At 71.6% G+C, this 24,911-nt stretch carries 22 protein-coding genes and 1 pseudogene; 18 read left to right on the top strand and 5 right to left on the bottom strand.

Going from position 1 to position 24,911, the window contains the following annotated elements; all coding sequences use genetic code 11:
* Positions 1 to 229: 229 nt before the first annotated feature.
* From fmt to IH68_RS0141640, 14 genes are all read left to right on the top strand, one after another.
* A complete protein-coding gene (gene fmt / locus IH68_RS0141705) occupies positions 230 to 1,162 on the top strand; it encodes a methionyl-tRNA formyltransferase (protein ID WP_030946826.1) in 933 nt (310 codons plus the stop codon).
* A gap of 63 nt (positions 1,163 to 1,225) precedes the next feature.
* Positions 1,226 to 2,653 carry an RsmB/NOP family class I SAM-dependent RNA methyltransferase gene (locus tag IH68_RS0141700; protein ID WP_030946823.1) on the top strand — a complete coding sequence of 476 codons (1,428 nt, stop codon included), beginning with the start codon at positions 1,226 to 1,228 and terminating at the stop codon, positions 2,651 to 2,653.
* Positions 2,654 to 2,742: 89 nt separating this feature from the next.
* Positions 2,743 to 3,429 carry a ribulose-phosphate 3-epimerase gene (rpe, locus tag IH68_RS0141695; protein WP_030946820.1) on the top strand — a complete coding sequence of 229 codons (687 nt, stop codon included), beginning with the start codon at positions 2,743 to 2,745 and terminating at the stop codon, positions 3,427 to 3,429.
* Between the two features lie 78 nt (positions 3,430 to 3,507).
* Positions 3,508 to 4,551, top strand: coding sequence for a sugar-binding transcriptional regulator (locus IH68_RS0141690; protein WP_030946817.1), 1,044 nt, complete (start codon positions 3,508 to 3,510; stop codon positions 4,549 to 4,551).
* Positions 4,552 to 4,597: 46 nt separating this feature from the next.
* Positions 4,598 to 4,915 carry a barstar family protein gene (locus tag IH68_RS0141685; protein ID WP_030946814.1) on the top strand — a complete coding sequence of 106 codons (318 nt, stop codon included), beginning with the start codon at positions 4,598 to 4,600 and terminating at the stop codon, positions 4,913 to 4,915.
* A 151-nt stretch (positions 4,916 to 5,066) separates the two neighbouring features.
* Positions 5,067 to 6,509 (top strand): GuaB1 family IMP dehydrogenase-related protein, encoded by a 1,443-nt coding sequence (locus IH68_RS0141680; RefSeq protein WP_030946811.1) that lies wholly within the window; start codon positions 5,067 to 5,069, stop codon positions 6,507 to 6,509.
* Between the two features lie 73 nt (positions 6,510 to 6,582).
* Entirely contained in the window at positions 6,583 to 7,071 is a 489-nt protein-coding gene (locus tag IH68_RS0141675; protein WP_030946808.1) for a GNAT family N-acetyltransferase, read from the top strand.
* A 233-nt stretch (positions 7,072 to 7,304) separates the two neighbouring features.
* The gene (locus tag IH68_RS0141670) at positions 7,305 to 8,807 is read left to right on the top strand and encodes an amino acid permease (RefSeq protein WP_030946806.1); all 1,503 of its coding nucleotides are present in this window, start codon (positions 7,305 to 7,307) and stop codon (positions 8,805 to 8,807) included.
* Between the two features lie 10 nt (positions 8,808 to 8,817).
* Positions 8,818 to 9,270, top strand: a complete 453-nt coding sequence (locus IH68_RS0141665; RefSeq protein WP_030946804.1) for an Lrp/AsnC family transcriptional regulator — start codon at positions 8,818 to 8,820, stop codon at positions 9,268 to 9,270.
* Positions 9,271 to 9,406: 136 nt separating this feature from the next.
* Positions 9,407 to 10,615: an MFS transporter gene (locus IH68_RS0141660; protein ID WP_030946801.1), complete on the top strand. Its 1,209-nt coding sequence runs from the start codon at positions 9,407 to 9,409 to the stop codon at positions 10,613 to 10,615.
* Positions 10,616 to 10,672: 57 nt separating this feature from the next.
* Complete coding sequence (locus tag IH68_RS0141655; protein WP_030946798.1) at positions 10,673 to 12,610, top strand: ATP-binding protein; 1,938 nt, start codon at positions 10,673 to 10,675, stop codon at positions 12,608 to 12,610.
* Positions 12,607 to 12,984: a DUF742 domain-containing protein gene (locus tag IH68_RS0141650; protein ID WP_030946796.1), complete on the top strand. Its 378-nt coding sequence runs from the start codon at positions 12,607 to 12,609 to the stop codon at positions 12,982 to 12,984. Before IH68_RS0141655 ends, IH68_RS0141650 begins: the two co-directional genes overlap by 4 nt.
* A 276-nt stretch (positions 12,985 to 13,260) precedes the next feature.
* Positions 13,261 to 14,049 carry a carbon-nitrogen hydrolase family protein gene (locus IH68_RS0141645; RefSeq protein WP_030946794.1) on the top strand — a complete coding sequence of 263 codons (789 nt, stop codon included), beginning with the start codon at positions 13,261 to 13,263 and terminating at the stop codon, positions 14,047 to 14,049.
* Positions 14,050 to 14,096: 47 nt separating this feature from the next.
* Positions 14,097 to 15,797, top strand: coding sequence for a flavin monoamine oxidase family protein (locus IH68_RS0141640; protein ID WP_030946792.1), 1,701 nt, complete (start codon positions 14,097 to 14,099; stop codon positions 15,795 to 15,797).
* On the opposite strand, the gene IH68_RS0141635 is transcribed toward IH68_RS0141640, so the two are convergent.
* Positions 15,794 to 16,723 carry an LLM class F420-dependent oxidoreductase gene (locus IH68_RS0141635; protein WP_030946788.1) on the bottom strand — a complete coding sequence of 310 codons (930 nt, stop codon included), beginning with the start codon at positions 16,721 to 16,723 and terminating at the stop codon, positions 15,794 to 15,796. The two genes, IH68_RS0141640 and IH68_RS0141635, sit on opposite strands and share 4 nt — an antisense overlap.
* A 34-nt stretch (positions 16,724 to 16,757) precedes the next feature.
* Positions 16,758 to 17,444 carry a DUF5995 family protein gene (locus tag IH68_RS0141630; protein WP_030946785.1) on the bottom strand — a complete coding sequence of 229 codons (687 nt, stop codon included), beginning with the start codon at positions 17,442 to 17,444 and terminating at the stop codon, positions 16,758 to 16,760.
* Between the two features lie 163 nt (positions 17,445 to 17,607).
* Between IH68_RS0141630 and IH68_RS0141625 the strand changes: the two genes are divergently transcribed.
* On the top strand, positions 17,608 to 18,723 hold the full coding sequence (locus tag IH68_RS0141625) for a glycoside hydrolase family 6 protein (RefSeq protein ID WP_030946782.1): 1,116 nt from the start codon (positions 17,608 to 17,610) through the stop codon (positions 18,721 to 18,723).
* Here the strand turns inward: IH68_RS0141625 and IH68_RS54275 are convergent.
* Positions 18,702 to 19,208 (bottom strand): annotated as a pseudogene (locus IH68_RS54275) (solute carrier family 23 protein); the annotation flags it as partial. The gene IH68_RS0141625 and the pseudogene IH68_RS54275 sit on opposite strands and share 22 nt — an antisense overlap.
* Before the next feature lie 180 nt (positions 19,209 to 19,388).
* On the opposite strand from IH68_RS54275, the gene IH68_RS0141615 reads away from it, so the two are divergent.
* Together IH68_RS0141615 and IH68_RS0141610 are read left to right on the top strand one after the other, a co-directional pair.
* The gene (locus IH68_RS0141615) at positions 19,389 to 20,648 is read left to right on the top strand and encodes an alginate lyase family protein (protein ID WP_030946777.1); all 1,260 of its coding nucleotides are present in this window, start codon (positions 19,389 to 19,391) and stop codon (positions 20,646 to 20,648) included.
* Positions 20,649 to 20,747: 99 nt separating this feature from the next.
* Complete coding sequence (locus IH68_RS0141610) at positions 20,748 to 21,206, top strand: acyl-CoA thioesterase (RefSeq protein ID WP_030946776.1); 459 nt, start codon at positions 20,748 to 20,750, stop codon at positions 21,204 to 21,206.
* Here the strand turns inward: IH68_RS0141610 and IH68_RS0141605 are convergent.
* On the bottom strand, positions 21,166 to 22,377 hold the full coding sequence (locus tag IH68_RS0141605; protein ID WP_030946775.1) for an MFS transporter: 1,212 nt from the start codon (positions 22,375 to 22,377) through the stop codon (positions 21,166 to 21,168). The genes IH68_RS0141610 and IH68_RS0141605 overlap by 41 nt on opposite strands.
* 142 nt (positions 22,378 to 22,519) lie before the next feature.
* Here IH68_RS0141605 and IH68_RS0141600 point away from each other — a divergent pair, with 142 nt between their 5' ends.
* Positions 22,520 to 23,833: an ROK family transcriptional regulator gene (locus tag IH68_RS0141600; RefSeq protein ID WP_030946774.1), complete on the top strand. Its 1,314-nt coding sequence runs from the start codon at positions 22,520 to 22,522 to the stop codon at positions 23,831 to 23,833.
* Between the two features lie 279 nt (positions 23,834 to 24,112).
* Here the strand turns inward: IH68_RS0141600 and IH68_RS0141595 are convergent, their stop codons facing one another.
* Positions 24,113 to 24,853, bottom strand: a complete 741-nt coding sequence (locus IH68_RS0141595) for an SDR family oxidoreductase (RefSeq protein ID WP_030946770.1) — start codon at positions 24,851 to 24,853, stop codon at positions 24,113 to 24,115.
* Positions 24,854 to 24,911 lie beyond the last annotated feature (58 nt).

Here is a 24,911-nt window from a genome sequence, read left to right as displayed (position 1 = left end):
GGCGTTGAAAAGGATCCGGGCCGCGCGATTGCGGCCCGTTGTGGTCAACTCTGTCTTGACCAACGTGTTTTTGCTTCGGGGGTCACGGTCTGGGGGCGTAGGGGCATATGCGTACGCCCCCCGCTGGGACTGGTTTGCGCCTCGGGCGCGGGCGTCGAGCTCCGCCGGGCGGGGGTCATAGACTTGTGCGTTGCCACAACAGCTCCCGTCCGAGAGGCCCCGCCCACCCATGAAGCTCGTCTTCGCCGGTACCCCCGAGGTCGCCGTCCCCGCTCTGGACGCTCTCATCGCCTCCGGGCGGCACGAGGTGGCCGCCGTCGTCACGCGGCCCGACGCGCCGGCCGGGCGGGGACGCAGGCTGGTGGCTTCGCCCGTGGCGCAGCGGGCGCAGGAGGCCGGGATCGAGGTGCTGAGGCCGCTCAAGCCGCGGGACCCCGAGTTCCTGGAGCGGCTGCGGGAGATCGGGCCCGACTGCTGTCCCGTCGTCGCCTACGGGGCGCTGCTGCCGCGCGTCGCGCTCGACGTCCCGGCCCACGGCTGGGTCAACCTGCACTTCTCACTGCTGCCCGCATGGCGGGGGGCAGCGCCTGTGCAGCACTCCATCATGGCGGGCGACGAGATCACCGGCGCTTCCACCTTCCTCATCGAGGAGGGACTCGACTCGGGGCCGGTCTACGGCACCGTCACCGAGGAGATCCGGCACACCGACACCAGCGGTGACCTGCTGACCCGGCTCGCCTTCGCCGGTGCCGGGCTGCTTGCCGCGACCATGGACGGCATCGAGGACGGCACGCTGAAGGCCGTACCGCAGCCGAACGAGGGCATCACCCTCGCCCCGAAGATCACCGTCGAGGACGCCCAGGTCGACTGGGCCACCCCTGCGCTGCGCGTCGACCGGGTGGTGCGCGGCTGCACCCCCGCGCCCGGCGCTTGGACCACCTTCCGTGGCGAGCGGCTCAAGCTCATCCAGGTCACGCCCGCGCCGGACCGCGCCGACCTCGCACCGGCGCAGCTGGCCGTCGGCAAGAACAGCGTCCACGTGGGCACCGGTTCGCACGCCGTCGAGCTGCTGTGGGTGCAGGCCCAGGGCAAGAAGCCGATGCGGGCGGCGGACTGGGCGCGCGGGGTGCGGATCGCGGACGGGGAGACGCTCGGCGGGTAACGGGGGACGAGCGGGACGTACCCTTGGTGCGTATCCACATCAGACATCCGGAGCACCTTTTTCGTGAGCGACACCTCCCGTGGGCCCCGCAAGCCCGGCAAGCCCCACCGTCGGCCCAAGAAGGACCCCGTCCGCATCCTCGCCTTCGAGGCCCTGAGGGCCGTGGACGAGCGGGACGCGTACGCCAACCTCGTGCTGCCGCCGCTGCTGCGCAAGGCGCGGGAGAAGGAAGGACCCGACAAGTTCGACGGGCGGGACGCCGCGCTCGCGACTGAGCTGGTGTACGGGACGCTGCGACGGCAGGGCACGTACGACGCCGTCATCTCCGCCTGTGTGGACCGGCCGTTGCGCGAGGTCGACCCGCCGGTGCTGGATGTGCTGAGTCTTGGTGTGCACCAGCTGCTCGGGACGCGGATTCCGACCCATGCGGCCGTGTCCGCCTCCGTCGAGCTGGCCCGGGTCGTACTCGGTGACGGGCGGGCCAAGTTCGTCAACGCCGTGCTGCGGAAGGTCGCGCAGGACGACCTGGACACCTGGATCGAGCGCGTCGCGCCGCCCTATGACGAGGACCCCGAGGATCACCTGGCCGTCGTGCACTCGCACCCGCGCTGGGTCGTCTCCGCGCTGTGGGACTCCCTCGGCGGCGGCCGCGCCGGCATCGAGCGGCTGCTGGAGGCGGACAACGAGCGGCCCGAGGTGACCCTGGTCGCGCGCCCCGGGCGGGCCACGACCGAGGAGTTGCTCCGGGAGGAGGCCGCCGTCGCGGGGCGCTGGTCGCCGTATGCCGTGCGGCTCACCGAAGGCGGTGAGCCCGGTGCGATCGAGGCCGTACGGGACGGTCGTGCGGGTGTGCAGGACGAAGGCAGTCAGCTCGTGGCCCTGGCGCTGGCCAATGCTCCCCTGGACGGCCCGGACGAGAAGTGGCTCGACGGGTGTGCCGGGCCGGGCGGGAAGGCGGCGCTGCTCGGTGCGCTGGCCGCCGAGCGGGGGGCGACACTGCTCGCCTCCGAGAAGCAGCCGCACCGGGCCGGTCTGGTGGCCAAGGCCCTGCGCGGCAACCCCGGGCCGTACCAGGTCATCGCGGCGGACGACACCCGCCCGCCGTGGCGGCCCGGCTCCTTCGACCGCGTCCTGATGGACGTCCCCTGCACCGGGCTCGGCGCGCTGCGCCGACGGCCCGAGGCGCGCTGGCGGCGCCGTCCCGAGGACCTGGACGGGTTCGGGCCGCTGCAGCGCGCCCTGCTGCGCACCGCACTGGACGCCGTACGGGTCGGCGGAGTCGTCGGCTACGCCACCTGCTCGCCGCATCTCGCCGAGACCAGGGCCGTCGTCGACGACCTGCTCAAGCAGCACCCGGACGCCGAGCTGATCGACGCGCGCCCCCTGCTGCCGGGCGTACCGGACCTCGGCGACGGCCCCGACGTACAGCTGTGGCCGCATCTGCACGGGACCGACGCCATGTATCTGGCGCTCTTCCGGAGGACCGGCTGACTTCGCGCGGCGCCGTCCTCGACATCCCATGAACGTCACAGGTCCGGACCGGCGCGAACAAACGTGCCCGGACATGGCAGGCTTGGGTCATGGCCGTGCAGATCAACCCCAGCATCCTGTCCGCCGACTTCGCCCGCCTCGCGGACGAGGCGAAGGCGGTCGAAGGAGCCGACTGGCTCCACGTCGACGTCATGGACAACCATTTCGTCCCGAACCTCACGCTCGGCGTGCCGGTCGTAGAGTCGCTGGCCCGTGCGACGGACACCCCGCTGGACTGCCATCTGATGATCGAGGCCCCCGATCGCTGGGCTCCGCAGTACGTTGAAGCGGGGGCCTCGTCCGTCACCTTCCATGTCGAGGCGGCCGCCGCGCCGGTCCGGCTCGCCCGGGAGATCCGGGCCAAGGGCGCCCGCGCCTCGATGGCCCTGAAGCCCGCCACGCCCATCGAGCCGTACGAGGACCTGCTCCCCGAGCTCGACATGCTGCTGATCATGACGGTTGAGCCGGGCTTCGGCGGGCAGGCGTTCCTCGACATCATGCTTCCCAAGATCCGCCGTACCCGCGAGCTGATCAGCAAGCACGGCCTCGAACTGTGGCTCCAGGTGGACGGCGGAGTCTCCGCCTCCACCATCGAGCGCTGCGCCGAGGCCGGCGCGGACGTGTTCGTCGCGGGTTCGGCGGTGTACGGAGCGGAGGACCCGGCGCACGCGGTACGTGCACTGCGCACCCAGGCGGAGACGGTGACCGCCAAGGCGAGCTGGGCGTGCGACCACTGAGCCAAGACAACGTGAACGGCGCCCATCAGGGCGGATCAAGTGCGCCGAATCTGCAAGGATGAACGGCGAATCCAGAGTGTGAACAGCAGTGAGGAGATCGCCGTGTCGGGTATGTCGGCGGGCCGGTCAGCAGTGCGGATGGGACCCGCTGAGCTGGTGCAGGCGGCGGCCATGGCCCGCCGCTTCTACCTCGAGGGCAAGTCCAAGATCCAGATCGCGGAGGAGTTCGGCGTCAGCCGCTTCAAGGTGGCCCGGGTCCTGGAGACGGCTCTCGAACGGGATCTCGTACGTATCGAGATCCGCGTCCCGGCCGAGCTGGACGCCGACCGCTCGGACGCGCTGCGTGCCCGCTACGGCCTCAGGCACGCCGTCGTGGTGGAGTCCCCGGCCGAGGCCGAGGAGACGCCCGACCCGGAGAACCTCGGTGAAGTGGCCGCCGACCTGCTCGGTGAACTGGTCAACGAGGGCGATGTGCTCGGCCTTGCCTGGGGCCGCTCCACCATCCACATGGCCGCGGCCCTGGACCGGCTGCCGCCGTGCACGGTGGTGCAGCTGACGGGCGTGTACGACGCCGGGACCGCCGAGCGCGGCTCCGTCGAGGCCGTGCGCCGCGCCGCCCAGGTCTCCGGCGGCGACGCCCACCCGATCTACGCGCCGATGCTGCTGCCGGACGCGGCGACCGCGGCCGCGCTGCGCAACCAGACCGGGATCGCCCGGGCCTTCGAGTACTTCGACAAGGTCACGGTCGCCTGCGTCTCCATCGGTTCCTGGGAGCCGGGCATCTCGACGGTGCACGACATGCTCAGCGACGAGGAGCGCGCGCACTACGCCTCGCTCGGCGTCGCCGCCGAGATGTCCGCGCACCTCTTCGACGGCCAGGGCCGCCGGGTCGGCCGGGACCTCGGCGAGCGGTGCATCACCGTCAAGGCCGACCAGCTCCGCCGTATCCCCGAGGTCGTCGCGATCGCGGGCGGGGCGCGCAAGGCGTCCGCCATCGACGCGGTGCTGCGCTCCGGGCTCGTCACCAGCCTGGTGACGGACACGTCGGCCGCGGACGTCCTGATGACCGCGGGCCCGACGCCGAAGCCGGCGCTCAACAGGGCCGACCCGGACGGGATCTGACAGGTGGTCAGGACAATTGCCACGACTCGTTCAGGGCGGTACTGAGATGACGGAACTCGTGGTCACGCTGGACCTCGACGGGGTCACGGACAAGGCGGGCCTGATGGACCGCGCCGTCCGTGCCCTGCAGCTGCCCGACTGGTTCGGACGCAACTGGGACGCCCTGGCCGACAGCCTTTCCGACCACAGCGTCTGGCCCGAGGCCGCCGTGGAGAAGGGGCTGCTGGTCGTCGTGCGGAACTGGCAGGCGTACGCCAAGGCGAGCCCCCAGGAGTGGGAGACCGCGCAGGAGGTGTTCGCCGATGCGGCGGACCGTACACCGGCACTCTGTGTGGCGCTGGCTCTCGGGGGTACGGCGCGATAGTGCTTGGAGGTTCCTCCGAAGGGGCCTCTGACCAGCCTGGATGATCTGCCCGTGCATCGCAATCCGGTCGACATGGGACAATGAAGTACGTGCTCTTCCCCCTGGCTGACCTGTCCGGGGGCCACCTCTGATCGACTGGGATGTGCAGCACGTGCGTTTCCTCAACGACATCCAGCCCCCGTACGACCTGACGTACGACGACGTCTTCATGGTCCCGAGCCGCAGTGCGGTCGGCTCGCGGCAGGGAGTGGACCTCAGCTCCCCGGACGGCACGGGCACCACGATCCCGCTGGTCGTCGCCAACATGACCGCCATCGCCGGCCGCCGCATGGCCGAGACGATGGCCCGGCGCGGTGGCCTCGTCGTCATCCCCCAGGACATTCCGATCGAGGTCGTCACCGAGGTCGTCTCCTGGGTGAAGAGCCGCCACCACGTCCTGGACACCCCGATCGTGCTGGCCCCGCACCAGACCGTCGCCGACGCGCTGGCCCTGCTGCCCAAGCGCGCACACAACGCCGGTGTGGTCGTCGACGAGGACGGCCGGCCGGTCGGCGTCGTCACCGACCAGGACCTGACCGGCGTGGACCGCTTCACGCAGCTCGAGGTCGTCATGTCCCGGGATCTGCTGCTCCTGGACGCGGACATCGACCCGCGTGAGGCGTTCAACCGGCTCGACCACGCCAACCGCCGCTACGCGCCCGCCGTGGACACGGACGGCAGGCTCGCCGGCATCCTGACCCGCAAGGGCGCCCTGCGCGCCACGCTGTACACGCCGGCCACCGACGCGCAGGGCAGGCTGCGCATCGCCGCAGCCGTCGGCATCAACGGCGATGTCGCGGGCAAGGCCAAGCAGCTGCTCGATGCGGGCGTGGACACGCTCGTCATCGACACGGCGCACGGCCACCAGGAGTCGATGATCAGCGCGGTGAAGGTGGTGCGCGCCCTCGACCCGCAGGTCCCGATCGTCGCCGGCAACATCGTCGCCGCCGAGGGTGTGCGCGACCTGATCGAGGCGGGCGCGGACATCATCAAGGTCGGCGTCGGTCCCGGTGCCATGTGCACCACCCGCATGATGACCGGCGTCGGCCGGCCGCAGTTCTCCGCGGTGCTGGAGTGCGCGGCCGAGGCGAAGAAGTACGGCAAGCACGTGTGGGCCGACGGCGGTGTCCGTCACCCGCGCGACGTCGCCATGGCCCTGGCGGCCGGTGCGTCGAACGTGATGATCGGCTCGTGGTTCGCGGGCACCTACGAGTCCCCCGGCGACCTGCAGCAGGACGCGAACGGCCGCCTCTACAAGGAGTCGTTCGGCATGGCCTCCGCGCGTGCCGTCCGCAACCGGACGTCGGAGGAGTCGGCGTACGACCGCGCCCGCAAGGCGCTGTTCGAGGAGGGCATCTCCACCTCCCGCATGTTCCTCGACCCGGTCCGTCCCGGCGTCGAGGACCTGATCGACTCGATCATCGCCGGCGTCCGCTCCTCCTGCACCTACGCCGGTGCGGGCTCCCTGGAGGAGTTCGCCGAGAAGGCGGTGGTCGGCATCCAGAGCGCGGCCGGCTACGCGGAGGGCAAGCCGCTGCACGCCAGCTGGAGCTGAGCGAAGTCCCTTGCCGACGGCCCCCGTTGAAAATCGGGGGCCGTCGGCATGCCTGGGCTCTACCGTCGGGTGCATGGAGATCACCGTCTGCCGGGCCGCCGATGTGGGGCTGCTCGACCAGTACATCCCCTCGCCCGGAGTGACCTCGTTCCACGCCCGGCGCTTCGCCCGGCAGGAGGCGGGGGACTGCACGTATCTGCTCGCCTGGCTGGAGGGCCGGCCCGTGGGGCACACGGAGATGCGCTGGATCGGCTGCGAGGCGCCCGAAGTGGCCGTGGACTGCCCCGAGATCGGCGGGCTGGGCGTCTGGCCCGAGCAACTCCGCTCGCGCGGGATCGGCACCCGACTGATCCGAGCGGCTGAGGAGTTGGCCCGGGAACGGGCCCTGCCGGTCGTCGGTATCGGTGTCGGCAGGGACAACCCGCGCGCGGCCGCGCTGTACGCGCGGCTCGGGTATCGCCCGGTGACGGACTACCTCGACCGCTATACGTACGTCGACGCGGACGGTGCCGAGCGCGAGTGCATCGACGCCTGCACCTTCCTCGTGAAGGAGCTGCGCTGAGCAGCCGTACGCAACGCTCGACAGCCCCCGCGCAACGAACGCCCACCCGGATGCGATGAACGCAATGATCTTGCAGGTATGCGCAAGGTTGCTGCATTTCGCCTGCGAAGGCATGCCCCGTAAGGTCATGCCCTGTACGTGGCGTGGCAGGGACCCCGCTCGGTGGGTTCCTGCTCGCGCAGGGGTGCCGCCGGTCCCCGCCGCCCTGACCGCAGTGACGAAGGAGTCAGCGCGTGCTCGATCAAGGCGCACCCCCGCAGGACCGCACCACGAACGCCCCACCGTCCCCGGGCGTCGGCGCGCGCCTCATGCGCCGCAAGCCGGTGGAACGCCTGGTCGCGGAGGGCGGCCAGGGTGAGGGAGGGGCCCTGCGCCGCTCCCTGGGACTGTGGCAGCTCACCATGATCAGCATCGGCGCCACCCTCGGCACCGGCATCTTCGTGGTCCTCGGCGAGGCCGTGCCCAAGGCCGGTCCCGCCGTCACCCTGTCCTTCGTCATCGCCGGTCTGACCGCCCTCTTCTCGGCCCTCTCGTATGCCGAGCTGGCGGGCACCATCCCGGTCGCCGGATCCTCGTACTCGTATGCATACGCAACCATGGGCGAGCTGATCGCCTGGATCTGCGGCTGGTGTCTGGTCCTGGAGTACGGCGTCTCGGTCGCCGCCGTGGCCGTCGGCTGGGGCGAGTACCTCAACGAACTGCTCGACGGGACCATAGGGGTCACCATCCCGGACGCCCTGTCCGCCCCGCCCGGCGACGGCGGCATCTTCAACCTGCCCGCGCTGATCGTGGTCCTGCTGGCCATGACGTTCCTGCTGGGCGGCGCCCGGGAGTCCGCCCGCGCCAACACGGTCATGGTCTGTGTGAAGATCGCCGCGCTGGTGCTCTTCTGCGCCATCGGCATCCAGGGCTTCAGGTCCGGGAACTACGCGCACTTCATGCCGCTCGGCATGGCGGGCGTGAGCGCCGCCGGTGCCACGCTCTTCTTCTCCTACATCGGCTTCGACGCCGCCTCCACCGCAGGTGAAGAGGCCAAGAACGCCCAGCGCGACCTGCCCCGGGCCATCATGCTGTCGCTCGTCATCGTCACCGCGCTGTACGTCCTCGTCGCCGCCGTCGCCGTCGGCGCCAAGCCCTGGCGGCGGTTCAACGACTCGGAGGCAGCGCTCGCCCAGATCATGCGCGACGTCACCGGCCAGTCCTTCTGGGGCACCCTGCTCGCCGCCTGCGCCGTCGTCGCCATCGCGAGCGTCGTGCTGACCGTTCTCTACGGCCAGACCCGCATCCTCTTCGCGATGTCCAGGGACGGGCTCGTCCCCAAGGTGTTCGGCAAGGTCCACCCGAAGACCGGCGCGCCGCGCGCGAACACGGTGATCGTCTCCCTGTTCTGCGGAGTCCTGGCCGCCGCGATCCCGCTCGGCCAGCTCGCCGACGCCACCAGCATCGGCACCCTCTTCGCCTTCGCGCTGGTCAACATCGCCGTGGTCGTGCTGCGCCGGACCCGCCCGGCCATGCCCCGCACCTTCCGGGTGCCGCTCTCCCCGGTGCTGCCCGCCCTGGGCTTCGCGTTCTGCATCTGGATGATGGGCAGTCTGTCCACCGTCACCTGGGTGGTCTTCGGGGTCTGGATGGCGGTCGGGCTCGTGTTCTACTTCGGGTACGGCTATCGCCGCTCCCGCCTTGCCACGCGAGAAGAACTCGCAACTCCAGACGTACTCGCGACTCCAGAGAAGTGAACCACCAGCAGTGCTGAACGATCTCGACGAACGCATCGTGCACGCCCTCGCCGAGGACGCCCGCCGCTCCTACGCGGACATCGGGCAGCTCGTCGGCCTGTCCGCGCCCGCCGTGAAGCGGCGCGTGGACCGGCTGCGTGCCACGGGCGCCATCACCGGCTTCACCGTTCGGGTGGACCCGGGGGCGCTCGGCTGGGAGACCGAGGGGTTCGTCGAGATCTACTGCCGGCACAACACCTCGCCGGAGGTCATCCGGCGAGGCCTTGAGCGCTACCAGGAGGTGGTGGCCGCCTCCACGGTCACCGGCGACGCGGACGCGATCGTGCAGGTCTTCGCCTCCGACATGCGCCACTTCGAACGGGTCCTGGAGCGGATCGCCGGGGAGCCGTTCGTCGAGCGCACCAAGTCCGTGCTGGTGCTGTCGCCGCTGCTGCGCCGCTTCTCGTCGGGGTCACCGACGTAATTCACCCGACGGGATCGCCGCACGCGCCTACCATCGGTGCCATGACCTGGCGACATTGATCCACCAGCCGTGCCTCCCGAGGGCCGCCTCGGACGCCGTACCTCCGGCATCCGATCCGTCCCTGCGGGAAGGCCTCATGACACTCTCACCTGCGCGCGTGCCCGTCACCGCCGGCGTCCGCCGGCTCACGGCCACGCTCTACGGCTACGCGTTCCTCGACGACTTCGTCCTGCTCTACCCGGTGTACGCGCTGCTGTTCAGCGACACCGGTCTGTCCGTCTGGCAGATCTCCTCCCTCTTCGCCCTCTGGTCCCTCACCGGCGTGCTGCTCGAGGTGCCTTCCGGCGCCTGGGCCGACGCCGTCTCCCGACGGCTGCTGCTCCGGCTCGGCCCGCTGCTCACCGCTGTCGGCTTCGCCCTGTGGGTGCTCACCCCTTCGTACTGGGCCTTCGCCGTGGGGTTCGTCCTGTGGGGCGCGCGCGGAGCACTCGGCTCCGGTGCGCTGGAGGCGCTGGTGTACGAGGAACTGGAACGGCTCGGTGAGGCCGATCAGTACGCCAGGATCATGGGCCGGGCCCGGGCCGCCGGACATGTCGCGATCATGGCGGCCATGGCGCTCGCCGGACCCGTGTTCGCCTGGGGCGGCTACCCCGCCGTCGGAGCGGCGAGCGTGCTGGCCTGCCTCGCGAGCGCCGCGACGGCGACCCGGTTCCCGGAGGACCGGGCGGTGCCCGAGGCCGACGCCGAGGACTGGTCCACGACTCTGCGGGAGGGGCTCGCCGCCGTCCGCCGCGACCGGTCGCTGCGCGGAGCGCTCCTGCTCGTCCCGGCGGTGGGGGCCGTCTGGGAGGCGCTCGACGAGTACACGCCGCTGCTGGTGCGGGACACCGGCGTGGCGGAGACGACGGTCCCCTATCTGCTGTTGCTGATCTGGGCGGGAGCGACCGCCGGGGGCCTGCTGGCCGGGCCGTGGGAACGCCTGGGTACGGCGGGACTGGCGGCGGTCCTCACGGCGGCCGCGCTCGCCATGGCCCTGGGCGCCGCGGCCCGGACCCCTGCCGCCCTGGGCCTGTTGGCGCTCGCCTTCGGAGGCTTCCAGCTGGCGACGGTACTGGCCGACGTCCGTCTCCAGCAGCGCATCGACGACACTCGCCGGGCCACCCTGACCTCGGTCGCGGGCCTGGGCAGCGACCTCGCCACGGTCGCCGCGTACGGCGGCTACGCGGCGATCGAGACGAGAGCTGCGCACAGCACCGCGTTCGCGCTGTTCGCGGTGCCCTATCTGGTGACGGCGATGCTGCTGGTGCTCAAGTGGCCGTTGCGGTCCCGGCGGAGCATCCCGTAGGTTGTGCGGCGCCGTTACCGACGGGTAGCACTGGCGGGTAACTCCAAGGGGGAGAGCATGCGCCGGCTCATCGGCCGTCCCAGCACGGTCCGCGCCCGGATCGTCGCGCTCGCGCTCGCTCCCGTGCTGGCCCTGCTGGTGCTGTGGAGCTTCGCGATGGTGTCCGTCACCGGGGAGCTGCGCGCGCTCGTGCGGGTGCAGGGGGTCTATGAGGAGTTCGGCACCCCCGTCGACACGGCGATCGGGCAGATCCAGATCGAACGGCGGCTCTCCGCCGCGTACTTGGGCACGGACCGCCGTACGCCGCCCGTCGCCGGCCTGCTGGAGCAGCAGCGCCGTACGGACCGGGCCGTGGACGCCATGCGCGACGCGATCCGGTCCGGGGACCGGGGCCGGCTCTCCCGGCGCCAGCGGCAGGCGCTGGACGCCATGGTCACGACCGTCGGCAGGCTGGAGGGGCTGCGGGAGCAGGTGCTGTCCCGGGACATCTCCTGGGACCGGGCGGTGAGCGAGTACAGCGCGCTGGTGGAACCCGGCTTCGACGTCGAGTCGACGCTCACCGCCCTGCAGGCCGGGCAGCTGGCGCGGGAGGCCCAGGTCGTCGTCGAGCTGGTCCGGGTACGGGAGTTCGTGTCGCGGGAGGACGCGCTGGTCGCCGGAGCGCGGGCGGCCGGGACGCTGACCGACCGGCAGTACGACACGCTCACGTCGGCCGTCGAGGACCGGCGGGTCTTCGAGCGGACGTATGTGCCCGACCTGCCGGGTGACTCGCGGGCGCTGTTCGAGGAGTTCCAGCGCGGCCAACTGCACCGGAACTTGGTGAGCAGTGAGGACGCGCTGCTGCGGGCGGGAGCGTCGGGGGCGGGGAACGCCGTCGCGGCCGGCTCCTGGCGCTCCACCACCGACCGTGCGGTCAAGCAGTACATGCGGCTGTGCACCCGGTCCGCCATGAACTCCGCCGGGCGCGGGCGGGAGTTCGCCTACCGGGAGCTGGCCAGGGCCGCGGCGGTGGGAGTGGTCGGGCTGGCCGCCGTGGGACTGTCGCTGTGGTTCGCGGTGCGGGGCGCCCGTCGGATCTCGCTGCGGCTGGAGACGCTGCGGGACACCGCCGATCTGCTGACCGCCCGTCAACTGCCCGACGTCATGGCCAGGTTGAGTGCCGGCGAGGATGTGGACGCGGTCACCGAGGCGCCGCCGCTCGCGGACGGGGAGGCGGGTGCGGACGAGATCGGCGACGTGGGGCGGTCCTTCAACGCCGCGCGCCTCGCCGCCGTCGAGGCGGCCGTACAGCAGGCGAACCTGCGTCGTGGGCTGTCCGCGGTGCTGCTCAACATCGCCCGCCGCAACCAGTCGCTCGTGCACCGGCAGCTGAAGCTCGTCGACACGCTGGAGCGGCGCACGGACGACCCGGATGTTCTGGAACAGCTCTTCCGCATCGACCATCTCACCACCCGTATGCGGCGCCACGCCGAGAACCTGATCGTCCTCTCCGGCTCGGCGCCCGGCCGCAGATGGCGGCGACCGGTTCCCGTAGCCGACGTCGTCGCCTCCGCGGTCGGCGAGATCGAGGCGTACGCACGGGTCGAGGTGCCGCCGATGCCCCCGGTGGGCGTCGCGGCGGACGCCGTCGCCGACGTCGTCCACCTGATCGCCGAGCTCGTCGAGAACGCCACGGTGTTCTCCCCGCCGGACACCCGCGTGACCATGCGCACCGCACGGGCCGACAGCGGCTTCGTCCTGCAGATCGACGACCGGGGGCTCGGGTTCGACGCCGGGCAGCTGGAGGAGGCGGATCGGACGATCAGGAATCCGGGCGGCTTCGACCCCACCCGGCACGACAGGCTCGGGCTGTACGTGGTGGGTCGCCTCGCCGCCCGGCACGGGATCGAGGTGACGTTCGGCCCGTCGCCGTACGGCGGGACGACGGCGGTGGTGACCCTGCCGGAAGGGGTGCTGGCGGAGGAGGGCGTGCCGGCCCGGGCCTCCCTGCCGTGAGCGACGAGCACTGGTACGAGGACGAGACCGGGGCGATGGTGCGGCCGTACACCGTCACGCGGGGGCGGACCCGGCCTTCCGACCGGCACCGGATCGATCTGATGTCGCAGGTCACCGCCGTGCATGCCGAGATGCCGCCGGGTGTCGACCACACGGGCGCCGCGCTGCTCGCCCTGGTGCGCCAGGGGCCCCGGCCCGTCGTCGAGCTCGCCGCGGACGCCGATCTGCCGTTGACCGTGGTGCGCGTGCTGCTGGGGGATCTGGCCGAGGCCGGGCTTGTGCGGGTTGATGCGCCGCGGCGCGTGTCGGCGGGCGGGCCCGCGGATGATCCTGAGTTGCTCCGGGAGATCGTCGAGCGGTTGCGGGAGCTTTAGCGCTCCGCGGGGGGCTTCTGTGTGTTGTGGGGCGTCTGCGGCTGCGTCGTGGCTGGTCGCGCCCGCGCGGCGGAGCCGCATATCGACACAGCCCCGCGTCCCTTCAGGGCGCCACCGACCCGGCAGTCTCGCGCAGCGCAACGAATCGCCGTCGGACCGATGGTGCACGCAACGAACCGCTCACCGGCGCGCAACGGCTCCTTCTTGCTGGGCCGAGCCCAGCGACCGTACCGTCTATCTGGCCCCCCGAACCCTCCGTACCGCTGAGGAACACGCATGCGTACCGCCCTGCTCCAGAGCTCCGGTCGTCCCGGGTCCGTTGCCGAGAACCTCAAGGTGCTCGACGCGGCTGCCGGGCGTGCCGCTGCCGCGGGCGCCCTGCTGCTGGCCGCGCCGGAGATGTTCCTGACCGGGTACGCGATCGGCGACGACATCGGCCGTCTCGCCGAGCCCGCCGACGGCGAGTCCGCGGACGCGATCGCCGACATCGCAGGACGGCACGGGCTCGCGATCGCGTACGGGTACCCGGAGCGGGACGGCGAGAGCGTCTTCAACTCCGCGCAGATGATCTCCGCCGAGGGCATCCGCCTCGCGAACTACCGCAAGACCCACCTCTTCGGCTGCTTCGAGCGCGACCACTTCACTCCGGGCGAGCAGCCGATCGTCCAGACCGAGCTCGGCGGGCTCACCGTCGGCCTCATGATCTGCTACGACGTCGAGTTCCCGGAGAACGTCCGCGCCCACGCCCTGGCCGGCACCGACCTGCTAGTCGTGCCGACGGCCCAGATGCACCCGTTCCAGTTCGTCGCCGAGTCGATGATCCCGGTGCGCGCCTTCGAGAACCAGCTGTACGTCGCGTACGTCAACCGCGTCGGGCAGGAAGGGGAGTTCGACTTCGTCGGCCTCTCCGCGCTGGCCGGTCCCGACGGAGTCGCCCGCGCCCGCGCCGGACGCGGTGAGGAACTGGTGTTCGCCGACGCCGACCCCGCCTTCCTCGCCGCCTCCCGCGAGGCGAACCCGTACCTGAAGGACCGCCGCCCCGGTCTCTACGGGTCCCTCGTCTGATCCCCTCACCCCGTTCTCGTACTTTCTGTGCAAGGAGTCCGTACCCCATGACGTCCACCGTGCCCAACGCCGTCGAGCACGCAGACGAGCAGCAGCTGCCGCCGATCACCATGTTCGGGCCGGACTTCCCGTACGCCTACGACGACTTCCTCGCCCACCCGGCGGGTCTCGGCCAGATACCGGCGACCGGGCACGGCGCCGAGGTCGCGGTCATCGGCGGCGGACTGTCCGGCATCGTGGCCGCCTACGAGCTGATGAAGATGGGCCTCAAGCCGGTCGTGTACGAGGCCGACCGGATCGGCGGCCGCCTGAGGACCGTGGGGTTCGAGGGCTGCGACCCGTCCCTCACCGCCGAGATGGGCGCGATGCGCTTCCCGCCCTCCTCGACAGCCCTGCAGCACTACATCGACCTGGTGGGACTCGAGACCCGGCCGTTCCCCAACCCCCTTGCCGAGGCGACCCCTTCGACCGTCGTCGACCTCAAGGGGGAGTCGCACTACGCCGAGACGGCCGACGACCTGCCGCAGGTCTACCGCGATGTCGCCGAGGCATGGAACAAGTGCCTCGAAGAGGGCGCCGACTTCTCCGACATGAACCGTGCCCTGCGCGAGCGTGACGTGCCGCGCATCCGCGAGATCTGGGCGAAGCTGATCGAGAAGCTCGACAACCAGACCTTCTACGGGTTCCTCTGCGACTCCGAGGCCTTCAAGTCCTTCCGCCACCGCGAGATCTTCGGCCAGGTCGGCTTCGGCACGGGCGGCTGGGACACCGACTTCCCCAACTCCATCCTGGAGATCCTGCGGGTCGTCTACACCGAGGCCGACGACCACCACCGCGGCATCGTCGGCGGCAGCCAGCAGCTCCCGGTGCGGCTCTGGGAGCGCGAGCCCGAGAAGATCGTCCACTGGCCGTACGGGACCTCCCTCAAGTCCCTGCACGTGGACGGCGAGCCCCGCCCGGCCGTGACCCGGCTGCACCGCACGGCGGGCAACCGGATCACCGTGACCGACGCGAACGGCGACATCCGCACCTACCAGGCGGCGATCTTCACCGCCCAGTCCTGGATGCTGCTCTCGAAGATCGCCTGCGACGACTCGCTCTTCCCGATCGACCACTGGACGGCCATCGAGCGGACCCACTACATGGAGTCCAGCAAGCTCTTCGTGCCCGTCGACCGCCCGTTCTGGCTCGACAAGGACGAGGAGACGGGCCGGGACGTCATGTCGATGACACTCACCGACCGTATGACGCGCGGGACCTATCTCCTCGACGACGGCCCGGACAAGCCGGCCGTCATCTGTCTCTCGTACACGTGGTGCGACGACAGCCTGAAGTGGCTGCCGCTGTCCGCGAACGAGCGGATGGAGGTCATGCTGAAGTCGCTCGGCGAGATCTACCCGAAGGTCGACATCAGGAAGCACGTCATCGGCAGCCCGGTGACCGTGTCCTGGGAGAACGAGCCCTACTTCATGGGCGCGTTCAAGGCCAACCTGCCCGGCCACTACCGCTACCAGCGGCGTCTGTTCACGCACTTCATGCAGGACCGGCTGCCCGAGGACAAGCGGGGCATCTTCCTCGCCGGCGACGACATCTCCTGGACGGCCGGCTGGGCCGAGGGCGCGATCCAGACCGCGCTGAACGCGGTCTGGGGCGTCATGCACCACTTCGGCGGCGAGACCGACGCGACCAACCCCGGGCCGGGCGACGTGTACGACGAGATCGCGCCGGTGGAGCTGCCGGAAGACTAGATTCCGGCGGCGCGCACGGACTCGTAGACCTCGGCGGCCACGTCCTTCAGCTCCTGGGCGTCCCGCGCGCCGCCCTGGAGCTCGAAGAAGAACTCGTCGAGGCCGCTCAGGGCATGGGCTGCGAGGTCCTCGACGATCTGGGCGACGCTGCCCTGGAACGGGGAGCGGTCGGCCCCGTCGTACGCCTTGGGCGTGTACCGGGCGTTCACTCGCACCACCGTCTCGATCGGCTCGATGCGGCCGCGCTCGGCCGCCAGGTCCTGCAACTGACGCCACTGCGCGGCCAGTTGCTCGGCACCCATGGCGATGGGCATCCAGCCGTCGGCGCGGTCGATGAGCCGGGTCATCGCCTTCCTGCTGTTGGTGGGCAGCAGGATCGGGATGGGTCGGGCGGGCTTGGGCCCGACCACGGCGGAGGCGATCTTGGTGATCCGGCCGTCGTACGTCACCGGGTCCGGGCCCCACACGGCCCGGCAGACGTCGATGATCTCGTCCAGGACCCGGCCCCGCTCCTCGAACGGTGCCACGCCCGCGGCCGCGTACTCGTCGAGCGACCAGCCCGTGCCGAGACCCGCCAGCACCCGGCCACCGCCGGCCGCATCCAGCGTGGCGAGCGACTTGGCCAGCTGGAAGGGGTTGTGCAGCGGGGCCACCAGGATGCTTGTGCCGAGCCGGACCCGCTCCGTCGCCGCGGTGGCCAGGGTCAGCGTCACCAGGGGGTCCGGCACGCCCCGGTACACGTCGGGCCATGGCAGGCCCTCGACGCCGTACAGACCCTGGGTCGCGGGTTCGGGGAAGAGCGCGCGCTCGTAGACCCACAGGCTCTGGTAGCCGATCTGTTCGGCGGTGCGTGCCACGTCGGGCACATCGCGTCCTATGTCGTACTGCCGCGCTTGGGGAAGGCTCAGTCCCAGCCGGATGGCCATGCGTCCGCTCCTTTGCGTCGGTTCAACAGTCAACCTAACTGGGGAGCGGCGTGAGCAACATGCGGCCTGCGAAGCCCACAGCCGTATCCAGCCGTTCGGTGAACTCGGCGGCGACCTCGGGCAGTCCGCGCAGGGCCCACAGCGCCCGTGCCGCGGTCCAGGTGGCGTCCCGGGCGCGCTCCAGACTCCAGGCGCCGAGCAGATGGGTGAGCGGGTCGGCGATCTGGAGGAGGTCGGGGCCGGGCATCAGATCTTCGCGGATCCGCTCCTCCAGCGAGACGAGGAGGTCGCCCACGCGATCGAACTCGTCTTCCAGTTCGGCCGGTTCGCAGCCCAACGTACGACAGCTGTCCACGACGGCGAGCGCCAGGTCGTGGCCGATGTGCGCATTGATGCCCGCCAGCGCGAACTGCAGCGGTCGTACTCCGGGATGGCGGCGGAGCTGGAACAGGGGCCGCCAGCAGGCGGGCGGACGCCGCTCGTAGGTGACCGCGTCGACGGCGGCGAGATAGCGCTGCGCGAACCGTACGTCCAGCGTGGTCGCCGCCCGCGCGTCCGCGAACCGATGGGCGTCGATGCTCCGGTCGACGGCCTCGGTGACGGCGAGGTAGACGCGGTTGAAGACCGCGACACCGTCCCGTTCGGGCAGGGTCGCGTCGAGGGCGCGCATCCGGGAGACGACTGCGTCTACAGAAGTGGTGAACTGTTCCAATTGCGCCATGGGGGAAGGGTCCCAGTCCTAGGCTGACGAGGGTGTCGGCGGGCCCGGCGCTTCCCCAGAACGGGGGAACGTGAGTGGGGGGAGCAGCACCGTGTCAGGCTTACGCGCGCAGCGGCTGGCCGCACGCAGGGCCGAGCGCAGACGGGCCCACCGGCGCAGCGCCATGGTCGCGGCGGCCTCCGTGGTCGTCGCCGTAGGCACCGCGACCGGCATGATGTCGGCGCTCGACGACGGGCGCGGCGCGGAACAGGCGAAGCCCGAGGTGACCAGTTCGCCGCGGGTCGAGCAACTGCCGGTCGTGCCCTCCGCGTCGGCCGCGGTCACCAAGTCCGCGTCCCCGAAGCCGAGTTCGTCCATGAAGGCGAGCCCGTCGCCCACCAGGACGGAGCAGAAGAGGGAGCCCGTCGAGGTGGCCGCCCGCCTCTACCGGCAGTCCGACTCCCACGTGCTCGACTGGGTCCGAGCGAACCCGCGCGACCCGCGCACGCCGGTCATAGCGTCCCGGATAGCCGACCAGCCGGCCGCCGTGTGGTTCGCCGACTACACGCCGGCGACCATCGCCTCCCGCGTCCGCGCGGTCACCTCGGACGCCGCGGCGCAGGGCCGGGTGCCAGTCGTCGTGCCGTACGCGATCCCCGGCCGCGACTGCGGAGGCGCCTCCAAGGGCGGGGCACCCGACCTCGCCGCGTACGACGCCTGGATCGAAAGGTTCGCGGCGGGGCTCGGCTCCGGCGAGGTCGTCGTCGTCCTGGAGCCCGACTCCATAGCCCAGTCCGACTGCCTCTCCGACCGTGCCCGCGCCGACCGGTTCGCCTCGCTGGCCCTCGCGGGCCGCGTCCTGAAGGCCGCGGACCCGAAGGCGCGGGTCTACTACGACGCCGGGCACTCCGGCTGGAACCCGGCCGCGCAGCAGGCCGCACTGCTGAAGAAGGCGGGTGCCGCGTCGGCCGCCTCCTCCGACGGGATCTTCAGCAACGTCTCCAACTTCCATACGACGCCGGACGAGATCGCCTACGACCGCCAGGTCCTCGCCGCCCTCGGCGGCGCCGCCGGCCTGGGCGCCGTCATCGACACCAGCCGCAACGGCAACGGCGCCCCGGCCGACGGCGAGTGGTGCGACCCCGCGGGCCGCAGGATCGGCCGGGCGCCCACGCTCAGCACCGGCGAGGCGCGCATCGACGCCTATCTGTGGGTGAAGCTGCCGGGGGAGTCGGACGGCTGCAAGGGGGCTCCGGGCACGTTCAGTCCGTCGTACGCCTATGACTTGGCCTCGTCGTAGGAGGACGTGCCCTCGTCCAGGAGTGGCTGCTGGGTCTTGAGATGCGCGGGTGCGAAGGCGTCCGCCCGGGCGTTGGCCCAGATCTGCCCGCCGAGCGGGCCGACCACGCCGTAGAGGATGACGCTGACGCCGCCGAGGACGCCGCCCGGGATCGCGGCCACGTCTGCGCCGAACTTCGGGCTGAGGCCGAAGAGAAGGGCGAAACCGGCGGCGGCCCAGTGGGCGGGCCGCCGACCGCGGTGGACAGCACCGAGCCCATGCCGTCGGCCGCGATCGCCGTGCCCGGTCTGTCGTCCAGGGGGTCGCCGGCCATCTCACCGACCGCCTTGACGTGCCCGGCGTTCTCGGCGACCAGGGCGATCACGACCGGGAGTGCCACGAGGATCGCCGACCACTGGAATGACGGTCCGTGGAAGGACGGCAGCCCGACCCAGTCCGCCTTGCCGACGCCGGAGAGGTCGCCAGTGGTCAGTGAGTTTGCTGGTCCTGCGGCCCTGCTCCCTGTCCTTCGTGGGCGTGGCCGCGGTGATCCGCGCAGGGCGGTACGAGCGCTGAAGACGGTTCGGACCATTGTCACGGCTGCCGTGCGCCTTTACGCTCGCACGGTCCTACTCATGAACTGCGTTCACATTCCTGACCCCTCGTTCGATGGATCGGAGTGCTCGATGAGTGGAAGATCCCGTGCCGCCGTCCTGCTGGCCGCGGTGGTGACCCTCGCAGCCGTCCTCGTCCCCTCCGCGCACGCGGCCCCCATGGCTCCCGACACCGCCGTCCTCGACGGCGCCCGGCTGCAGCGGACGAAGCTCCGCCTGGATCAGGGCGATCCACAACTGCAGCGCGCCCTGGGGGAGTTGACGACCCGCGCCGACAACTGGCTGACCCAGGGCTCCTGGACGGTCGTCGACAAGCCGAAGCCGGCACCCGGCGGCGACCTCCACGAATACCTGAGCCAGGCCCCCTACTGGTGGCCCACCCGGGCCCCGACGGCCGACAACCCGTGGGGCTGCCCGTATGTCCAACGGGACGGACAGCGCAACCCCGAGGTCGACTCCGGCACCGACCGCCAGGACGTCGAGAAGGTCTTCGACTCGGCCTACGACCTGTCCCTGGCCTGGTACTACACCGGCAAGCGGGCCTACGCCGAAAAGGCGGCCCAGGTCCTGCGCACCTGGTTCCTCGCCCCGGCCACCCGCATGAACCCCAACCTCGACCACGCCCAGTTCATCCCATGCAAGTACGACGGCCGGGCCATCGGCATCATCGACTTCTCGCAGTCGTACACCAGCGTCGTCGACGCCCTGGCGATCCTCGGTACGGGCGCCCCCGGCTGGACCAAGGCCGACCGGACGGGGATGTCCCGGTGGAATTCCGACTTCCTCGGCTGGCTGAGGAACAGCGCCTTCGGCAAGGAGGAGGGGGCGGCGGCCAACAACCACGGCACCTTCTACGACATGCAGCTCGCCGCCCTCGCCTACGCGACCGGCGACCGGGCACTGGCCCGCCGAACCGTCCTCGCCGCGCGTACGGGACGCATCGACCCGCAGATCGCGGCCGACGGCAGCCAGCCGCAGGAGCTCGCCCGGACGCGGAGCTGGCACTACTCCACCTTCGACCTGGTCGCGTACACCCGGCTCGCGGCGATCGGCCGGCACGTCGGCGTGAACCTGTGGGCCTATCAAGGGTCGGACGGGCAGGGGCTGTTCAAGGCCGCCGACTACCTCCTGCCCGCCGCGACCGGCTCCGCCGCATGGCCGCACCCTGAGCTGGAGTTCCACCGCTACGCGGCGAGCGACGTCGTACACGCGGCGGCGGACGCGGGTGACAAGGCCGCTCAGCAGGCCGTCCCGAAGCTGGAGACACCGCCCGGCGGTGACCTGTGGGCGCTGCGCCCGGCGGCCGAGCAGCTGGACTCGATAGCGGGCTGACCAGGTCCTTTCCGGCGGCCCTCCCGACCGGGGCTCCTGAGCGTCCGCTTAGGATGGAGCGTCCCCACCGCTTCGTCCCCTTGCTCAGGAGCCCCACCCGTGACCGCCGAAGCCACGATCGCCCCCGCCCCGGCCCATGGCCGGCTGATCCCCGTCACCGTCCACTTCGACGACCTGGACGCCCTCGGCCTGCTCCACAACGCCCGCTACCCGCTGATGGTCGAGCGGGCCTGGGCCGAGCTGTTCCAGGGGTACGGCTTCAGCTTCGAAGGTGACTGGGCCGCGGCGGGGGACGCCTGCAACGCGGTCAAGGAACTCCGGATCAGCTATGAGGCCCCGGTCACCCGGCCGGGCTCCTACGCGGTCCACCTCTGGCTGGAACGGCTCGGCAACACCGGACTGACCTACGGCTTCCGGTTCTGCTCACCGGACGGCTCTACGACATACGCGCACGGCATCCGGGTGCTGGTGCGGCTGGACTCGGAGACGATGCGCCCCGCGCCGTGGAGCGAGGGGTTCAGGGCCGCGGGTCGGGAACTGCTGCGCTCGGACGGCTGACCTCCGGGCGGCTGCGGTCGCCGGTGCGCAGAACGCCCGCGAAGGCCGCGAGACCGCACGCCAGGACCGTCACCAGCATGAACGACACCATCAGGCTCGTCGCCTGCGCCACCCCGCCGATGAGGCTGGGTGCGATCAGGCCCGAGGTGTACGTGATGGTCGCGACGCCCGCGATGGCCTGACTCGGGTTCGGGCCGCTGCGGCCCGCCGCCGCGAAGCACAGCGGCACGACGACCGCGATGCCGAGGCCGAGCAGCGCGAAACCGCCCATCGCCACGGCCGGATGACCCGCGACGACGATGAGCAGCCCGCCCAGGACCGCCAGTCCGCCGCCCGCCCGCACGGTGCGGACCGCGCCGAAGCGGTTGACCACCACGTCACCCACGAGCCGGGCCACCGCCATGGTGAGCATGAAACCGGTCGTGCACGCGGCGGCCAGGCCCGCCGAGGTGTCGAGCTGGTCGCGCAGATAGACCGCCGACCAGTCGAGGCTGGCGCCCTCCGCGAACACCGCGCAGAAGCCGACGGTGCCGATCAGCAGCGCGGACTTCGGCGGCAGCGCGAACCTCGGCGGCGGCTCCTCGTCCTCGGTGGCCTGTACGTCGAGCACCCAGCGGCAGGCCGGCACGCCGAGCAGAGTGAGGGTGGCCGCCGCCAGCGCGAAGTGCAGGCGCGCGTCCGAACCGAGGTGCGCGGCGAGCGTGCCGGCCGCCGAGCCGATCAGCGCGCCCGCGCTCCACATGCCGTGCAGGCTCGACATGATCGACCTGTCGAGCAGCCGCTCCACCTCGACCCCGAGCGCGTTCATCGCGACGTCGGCCATGCCCGCGCTCGCCCCGTACGCGAACATCGCCAGGCACAGCGTGAGCATGTTCGGCGCGAGCGACGGCAGGACGAGGGAGAGCGTCCACAGCGCGATCAGGCCGCGCAGCGCCGTACGGCTCCCGAAACGGTGACTGATCCGCCCGGCCAGCGGCATGGAGCAGGACGCACCGAACGCGGTGAACGCGAGGGCGAAGCCGAGCTGTCCGGCACTCAGCGAGGCATGCTCCTGGACCCACGGCACGCGGGTCGCGAACGAACCGGTGACGGCGCCGTGCACGGCGAACACGGCGGCCACGGCATACCGGGCCCGCCTCACCTCGCGCAGGTCGTAGACCACGTCGCTCATTCTCGGCCCCTCCCCTTCCCCATACGGTTCCCACCGGCGTCGCGTAAACTATCAGGAACCCTGCCTGATAGATAGAGGATTGTCGGCCGCCCGGACGCACGCCCGCCTCGGCCCGGTCCCGCCGATCTGGAAGGATCCCGGCATGCCCGCATCCCCCAGCACCGCCCGGGCCATCAACGACCGGCTCGCCCTGCGTCTGCTGCAGCAGGAGGGCCCGTTGACGGCAGGCCAGTTGAAGCAGCTGACCGGACTGTCGCGGCCGACGGTCGCCGACCTGGTGGAGCGCCTCACCGTGTCCGGCCTGCTCACCGTGGTCGGGGAGGCGGGGGAGCAGCGGCGCGGACCGAACGCGAAGCTGTACGGGATCGTCGCGGACCGCGCGCATCTCGCTGCCCTGGACGTCCGTACCGAGGGCGTGTCCGTGGTCGTCTCCGACCTGGTCGGCCGGGTGCTCGCCGAGGCGTCCCTGCCGATCGGCGGCGAGACGGGGACCGGCCCGGCGGTGGAGCAGGCGGTCGCGCTGGTCGAACGCGTGGCGAAGGAGGCCGGCGCCGACCGTCTCCACACCGTCGGAATCGGCGCCCCTGGCCTGATCGACCCGTCCACCGGCGAACTCCGCGACTCCTCGGGCCTGCCCGAGTGGCACCGCCGCCTCGTCGCCGCCCTCCAGGAGCGCCTCCCCGAGGCCCGCGTCAGCGTCGAGAACGAGACCAACCTCGCGGCACTCGCCGAACAGCGCGACGGTGCCGCCCAGGACCGCGACACCTTCGTCCTGCTGTGGCTCGGCCACGGCACCGGCGCGGCCGTGGTCCTGGAAGGCACTCTGCGCCGCGGCGCCTCCGGCGGCACCGGGGAGATCGGCTTCCTGCCCGTACCGGGGACGACCGCCCTGCCCTCGGCGACGGACTGCGACGGGGGATTCCACTCACTGGCGGGCTCGGCGGCGATCGTGGAGCTGGCACGGGAGCACGGGCTGACGGCGGAGGGGCCGGCGCATGAGCCCGTTGCCGCCGGGGTGGTGCGGGCGGCGGTGGGGCTGGTTTCGGGGGTCGGCGGGGTGGCCGAGGCAGCGGTTTCGGGGGTCGGCGGAGTGCCCGAGGCAGCGGTTTCGGGGGATGTCGGGAGGACGGTGGTGCCGCCCGGGCAATCGAGCGAGAGCCTGTCCGCCGCCCGTTTCCTCGACGCCCTCGCCGATCGCCTTGCCGTCGGTGTCGCCTCCGTGGTGGCGATCCTCGACCCCGGCTGCCTCGTCCTCGGCGGCGAGGTCGGCCAGGCGGGCGGCGACGGACTCGCCGCCCGCGTGGCCGAACGGGTCCGCCGTATGTCCCCGCTGCCCACCGAGGTCCGAGCGAGCGCCCTCGGTGGCAGTGCCGTACTCCGCGGAGCCCTGCTCACCGCGCGGGACGGCGCTCAGGACGAGCTGTTCGCGCCGCCCGGGCGGTGGTCCGCGCGGTGATCCGTGCCTCCCGAGCGGTATGCGACGGGCTCCAGCTCAGCGACGGGTGCGGTCGTGCAGCGCCTCGAAGGGGCGCGGGGAACTGCGCGACCAGCCACGATGTGCCCGCAGCCGAGACACCGCATTTCCCGCGGAGCGCTCAGATGCTCGTTGTACGGCGGGAGCAGCGACACCCAGCGCCACTTCCAGATGGTGCCGGCAGCAGCAGGATCCACAGGCCGAGCAGCACCTGCACACCGGCGAGCAGCCCGAAGCCCGTGCGGAGCCGGTCGCGGCGGCTCATCCGCGCGGCCCGGCGAGGTACTCCTCGAACGTCCCCTTGCCGACGGCGTGTTCCGGCGCGAGGTGGCCACCGTTGCGAAACTGCCGGTACGCCCTGCCCCACAGCGGCACGTTCACCACCGCCCGCCGACGCCCGGTCGCCTTCAGGTACGCGCGCGCCAGCGACTCGAATGTCCGGATCTCCGGCCCGCCCATGTCCTCGACCCGCCCCGCGGGAGCGCCGGCGGCCAGTTCGGCCAGCCGCGCAGCGACCTCCGCCACCTCGACCGGCTGGTCGCTCACGCGCGCCGGCAGCAGCATGACCGGCAGCTTGGCCAGCGCCTTGAACACCATCACGAGCAGATCGTGGAACTGGGTCGCGCGCAGCACGGTCCAGCCCAGCCCCGACTCCTCGATGAGCTTCTCGACGGCGAACTTGGTCCGGTAGTACGGATACGGCACCCGGTCGACGCCGACGATCGAGATGTAGACCAGGTGCCCCACCCCGGCCCGCCGCGCCGCCGCGACCAGGTTCTCGGCCGCCTTCTCGTCACCGCCGGTCTGCGTCGTCGCACAGTGCACGATCGTGTCCACGTCGGCGACCGCCGCCTCCAGCCCGGCACCGCCCTTGCGCAGATCGACGGCGTACGGCTGGGTGTGACGGCTGAGCACCCGCACCTCGTGCCCGTCCGACCGCAGCCGCTCGGTGACGAGCCGGCCGAGGGTTCCGGTGCCGCCGGTCACCAGGATCGTGGTCATGCTGTTCAGCCCCTTCGGACGCCGGGCTCTCCCGGGTGGAGCGCCCTACGTCAGCTCA

The sequence above is a fragment of the Streptomyces sp. NRRL S-646 genome (assembly GCF_000720765.1).
Classification (GTDB): domain Bacteria; phylum Actinomycetota; class Actinomycetes; order Streptomycetales; family Streptomycetaceae; genus Streptomyces.
Note: the sequence above shows the minus strand (reverse complement) of the source record. Positions and strands in the feature narration are given on the sequence as shown.

Bases quoted from the DNA above. Each gene is read 5' to 3' on its own strand.
- fmt (WP_030946826.1), top strand. From the start codon at position 230: ATGAAGCTCGTCTTCGCCGGTACCCCCGAGGTCGCCGTCCCCGCTCTG.
- rpe (WP_030946820.1), top strand. From the start codon at position 2,743: ATGGCCGTGCAGATCAACCCCAGCATCCTGTCCGCCGACTTCGCCCGC.
- IH68_RS0141685 (WP_030946814.1), top strand. From the start codon at position 4,598: ATGACGGAACTCGTGGTCACGCTGGACCTCGACGGGGTCACGGACAAG.
- IH68_RS0141675 (WP_030946808.1), top strand. From the start codon at position 6,583: ATGGAGATCACCGTCTGCCGGGCCGCCGATGTGGGGCTGCTCGACCAG.
- IH68_RS0141660 (WP_030946801.1), top strand. From the start codon at position 9,407: ATGACACTCTCACCTGCGCGCGTGCCCGTCACCGCCGGCGTCCGCCGG.
- IH68_RS0141655 (WP_030946798.1), top strand. From the start codon at position 10,673: ATGCGCCGGCTCATCGGCCGTCCCAGCACGGTCCGCGCCCGGATCGTC.
- IH68_RS0141645 (WP_030946794.1), top strand. From the start codon at position 13,261: ATGCGTACCGCCCTGCTCCAGAGCTCCGGTCGTCCCGGGTCCGTTGCC.
- IH68_RS0141640 (WP_030946792.1), top strand. From the start codon at position 14,097: ATGACGTCCACCGTGCCCAACGCCGTCGAGCACGCAGACGAGCAGCAG.
- IH68_RS0141635 (WP_030946788.1), bottom strand. From the start codon at position 16,723: ATGGCCATCCGGCTGGGACTGAGCCTTCCCCAAGCGCGGCAGTACGAC.
- IH68_RS0141630 (WP_030946785.1), bottom strand. From the start codon at position 17,444: ATGGCGCAATTGGAACAGTTCACCACTTCTGTAGACGCAGTCGTCTCC.
- IH68_RS0141625 (WP_030946782.1), top strand. From the start codon at position 17,608: ATGGTCGCGGCGGCCTCCGTGGTCGTCGCCGTAGGCACCGCGACCGGC.
- IH68_RS0141615 (WP_030946777.1), top strand. From the start codon at position 19,389: ATGAGTGGAAGATCCCGTGCCGCCGTCCTGCTGGCCGCGGTGGTGACC.
- IH68_RS0141605 (WP_030946775.1), bottom strand. From the start codon at position 22,377: ATGAGCGACGTGGTCTACGACCTGCGCGAGGTGAGGCGGGCCCGGTAT.
- IH68_RS0141600 (WP_030946774.1), top strand. From the start codon at position 22,520: ATGCCCGCATCCCCCAGCACCGCCCGGGCCATCAACGACCGGCTCGCC.
- IH68_RS0141595 (WP_030946770.1), bottom strand. From the start codon at position 24,853: ATGACCACGATCCTGGTGACCGGCGGCACCGGAACCCTCGGCCGGCTC.